Origin of the sequence: Cupriavidus sp. 2SB (assembly GCF_005503625.1) — a bacterium.
Taxonomy (GTDB): Bacteria; Pseudomonadota; Gammaproteobacteria; order Burkholderiales; family Burkholderiaceae; genus Cupriavidus.
Genome location: NZ_SCMX01000157.1, coordinates 1 through 3472, shown reverse-complemented (window position 1 = coordinate 3472; position 3472 = coordinate 1). Strand labels below are relative to the sequence as shown.

At 65.1% G+C, this 3472-nt stretch carries 4 protein-coding genes; 1 reads left to right on the top strand and 3 read right to left on the bottom strand.

The features are described 5' to 3' along the window. Positions 1 to 90: 90 nt before the first annotated feature. From FFS21_RS31720 to FFS21_RS31710, 3 genes are all read right to left on the bottom strand, one after another. Positions 91 to 951 (bottom strand): ferritin-like domain-containing protein, encoded by an 861-nt coding sequence (locus FFS21_RS31720; protein ID WP_502705221.1) that lies wholly within the window; start codon positions 949 to 951, stop codon positions 91 to 93. Between the two features lie 301 nt (positions 952 to 1252). Next, positions 1253 to 1534, bottom strand: coding sequence for a hypothetical protein (locus FFS21_RS31715; RefSeq protein ID WP_137928629.1), 282 nt, complete (start codon positions 1532 to 1534; stop codon positions 1253 to 1255). 151 nt (positions 1535 to 1685) lie between these two features. Next, on the bottom strand, positions 1686 to 1928 hold the full coding sequence (locus tag FFS21_RS31710) for a hypothetical protein (protein WP_137928628.1): 243 nt from the start codon (positions 1926 to 1928) through the stop codon (positions 1686 to 1688). A 184-nt stretch (positions 1929 to 2112) separates the two neighbouring features. Here FFS21_RS31710 and FFS21_RS31705 point away from each other — a divergent pair, with 184 nt between their 5' ends. Further along, positions 2113 to 3258 (top strand): AGE family epimerase/isomerase, encoded by a 1146-nt coding sequence (locus FFS21_RS31705; protein ID WP_137928627.1) that lies wholly within the window; start codon positions 2113 to 2115, stop codon positions 3256 to 3258. The last annotated feature ends 214 nt before the right edge of the window (positions 3259 to 3472 follow it).

Below are 3472 nucleotides of genomic sequence, written 5' to 3'. Positions count from 1 at the left end.
CGCACCCGCCAGAATCCGGCGCGCGCAAAGACCAGCACGCACCAGACCAGCAGGGTCAGCAGGGAACATCCGAAAAGCAGCATCGTTGACTTACCTGATGAAGCGCCGTGCCAGACGGGCCAGTTTCGGTACCGTGGCGGGGCGCACAAGGCGCGCATCATACCCCGCCATGCGCCGTTCGTTCTCGGCCAGGCACAGGTCGATCATGGCGCCGGCTGACAGCGTCTGGCCCAGCGACTCCGCCGCGTTCATCGGAAAATTGGCGTCCTGCGCGGCGCCATCGGCCTTCACGTCGATGCCCTTGGCGATGCCGATCCGCTCGCGGATCAGGAACAACCAGACGCGCGCCACCTTCAGCGCGAACGCCGGCCGGCGCCACCACGGCAGGCTGGCGCGATACCACGCCACCCAGTTGGCGAAGAACAGGATATGGCGGCCTTCCTCCTGGATCACCGGTTCGAAGGTCTCGACCAGCTCGGCGGGGAAGTAGCCCGAATCCTTGGCCGCGGCGAACAGGCCAAAGGCGGCGAAACTGTCGATGCATTCGCTGTAGCCGGTGACCAGCCAGCCCCACTCGGCGTCCGCCGGCGGCAGGTATTCGGGTTCCGGGGCCAGCTCGATGCCATAGGCTTCCACAAGTTTCGACAGCACCACCTTGTGGCGCGCTTCCTCGTCGCCATCCATCTCCAGCGCGCTGCGCAGCAGGGCGTCGCGCTGCCGTGCGGCAAAGCTGTGCACGCGCACCGAGGCCCGGCCTTCGGTCTGCACGGCGATGTCCCAGATCGGCAGCGAGGTGACGCGACGCAGCGCGTCGGGCGGCAGCACGGGCCAGTCGATGACCGAGGGCTTGTAGGGGTTGTGGGTCTGCAGCAGCATGTTGCAGAACATGCGCAGATGGGCTGGAGAGCCGATCCGGAGCGGACCCGGCTCGGGGTCCGTCCAGTTGCGCATGGCATGGTCTGCCTGCTCGATGGCCTGGCGGGCCACGGTGGGTGCCACCTGTGTGGCGCGCTCGATGAACGACTCGGCGGCACCTTTGTTGGCAACTTCGTTGGCAACTACGGCGCGGGACAGATCGTCCACCACGCCATCGATTTCGAAGGTTCTTTTCATTGGCGCTCCGGGCAGGGGGTGCGGCAGTCATTGTAGCCAGCGGCTGGCAATGCTGCTCCCGGGCGTCCCCGGCACGCCACAAACGAATCCGGCGGACCTTTTCAGGGTCCGCCGGCTGGTTGGTCATGCGTGGATGCCGCTAGCGAGCACGATGTTCGTGCATGGGCGGCCTGGGTTGACGTTGAGGCGGCCAGTCCTGGCCGATGTCCGGAAAGACATCGCATTCACCGCGGACGATGTTCTCGATCGTCGCGCAGATCCCTTCGGTACCGCGCGGCCCGACGCAGACCAGGCTGCGGGGGCGCTCCGAATGGGCCGGGATGGCGTACACCCGCATCCCCTCTCGATAAAGGGGGTGGCAGGTGAGCCGCTCGTTCATGATTTCGACAAAGCGGCTGGGGCTTACGGTCGGCTTGTCCATCGCTTCTCTCCCTCGGAGCTTCCAGACTAAGACGCTCCGGTGCGCGGTTCAAGGCGCGGTGCAGCGCTTCAAGCGCTCATTGGTGCCCATTGGCATCCAATGTCACGCAATGTCACGTATTTTCGTCTGCTGTCACCGTGGTTGTGGCGTATCAGTGGAGCCCCGTCGTGGCACGCTGGCCGTCCAGCATGCTGTTGCCCGTGGCCCAGCAGGCCGCTTCGGCCTCGGCGTGCGAGGCATAGTCGGCATGGGATTCGATGGTGCTGTCGCAATCGGCCCCGCCGCATTTTTCCTCCACCACGATGCGCCACGTGTAGCGCCCCGGAGGGTCTTCCAGCACATGCATGACGAGCGTGCGGCGATGATCGGTCAGGGACATCGGATGGGTGGACATGGTATTTCTCCCGGGCGCAGGCACCGGACCGGGGGACCGGTGGACTTTCACCATAGCAAAGCCGCAGGGCAATGCCAGCCCGATTTGATGCGGTGCGGCGTTGTCGGCCTTTGCATGATGCGCTGGGCCTGCTATCGTTTCTCGCCCCGAACCCGGGGTCGCCTTCCGGTCTCCCGAAACCATCATGTCTGTTTCTTCCGCCGTGCCGTCTTCCGTGCCTGCCCGACTCGTCGAACGTATTACCGCGCTGCTGGCGCATTTCGATACGGCCATCCTGCCGGCCTGGACGCACGCGGGCTGGAATCCGGGTTGGCAACTGGCGCATGAGGCGCTTGACGGTGCCACGGGCCAGCCGCTGCCCGACAAGCGCTATCGCGCCATGGCTTGCGCGCGCCAGCTCTATGTATTCGCCACGGCTGGCGATCTGGCCCATGCGCAGACCTTGTTCGCATCGTTGAATCGTCATTTCGGGGATGGCCAGGGCGGCTGGATCTACAGCATCGATGCTGCGGGGGTGCCACTCGACAGTACGCGCGACCTCTACACCCACGCTTTCGTGGTTTTTGCGTGTGCGCATTACTACCGCGCCAGCCAGGACACGGCTGCGTTGGAGACCTTGCGCCAGACCGTTGCGGTGATCGAATCCCGGTTTGCCGATGGCAACGGTCTCTATCACGCGGCGTTGTCGCAGGATTTCGCGCCGAACGGCAGTGGCGTGGTGCAAAACCCGATCATGCATCTGACGGAGGGTTACCTGGCTGCGCTGGAAGCTACTCGCGATGACTGGTTCGCCGATCGGCTGCGCACGCTGGCGCAGTCCGTTCACGCAGGCTTTGTCGATCCGGCCACCGGTTGCGTGGCCGAGTTGCTGCAGGGCACGGATGGGAATCGCATCGAGGCAGGGCATCAGTTCGAGTGGTATTCGCTGGTGATGACCGCTCCGGCGCTGTTTGCGGATGGCCCGCTTACCCCCGCGCTGCACCGCGCCTACGATTTTGCGCGTCGCCATGGCGTGGCTGCCGGCACGCTCGGGGTTTGTGCGGCGCTGGATGCGCAGGGCAATGTGCAGGACGACATCGAGCGGATCTGGGCCCAGACGGAGTTCGCGCGGGCGTTGGTGATCAAGGCTGCCGTTGACCAAGATCCGGCGCCGCTGGCGGAACTCGAGGCATGGATCGACCAGTTCCGCGTCCGCTTCCTGCATGCGGGGGGCTGGCACGAGTGCCTGGCGCCGGATGGTGCTGTGGTGCGCAGCGAGATGCCGTCGACTACGCCTTATCACCTGCTGACGGCGTGGCAGGCGCTGCGTCAGCTGCTGCCTGCCGCCTGATAGTTCCCCTCTCCCGCGAAGTGGGAGAGGGGTTAGGGGTGAGGGTCGGTGGCTCTGCTTGCCGACGGCGTGGCAACTTTCACCGCTGGCCCTCTCCCCCAGCCCCTCTCCCGCGTGTACAGACCGGAGACATGGGTAACAGGTGTTCGGAGACATGGGTAACACGTGATCTGCGCGTATCACAGTACGCGCAGGTCGAGTTCCCCTATCTCAA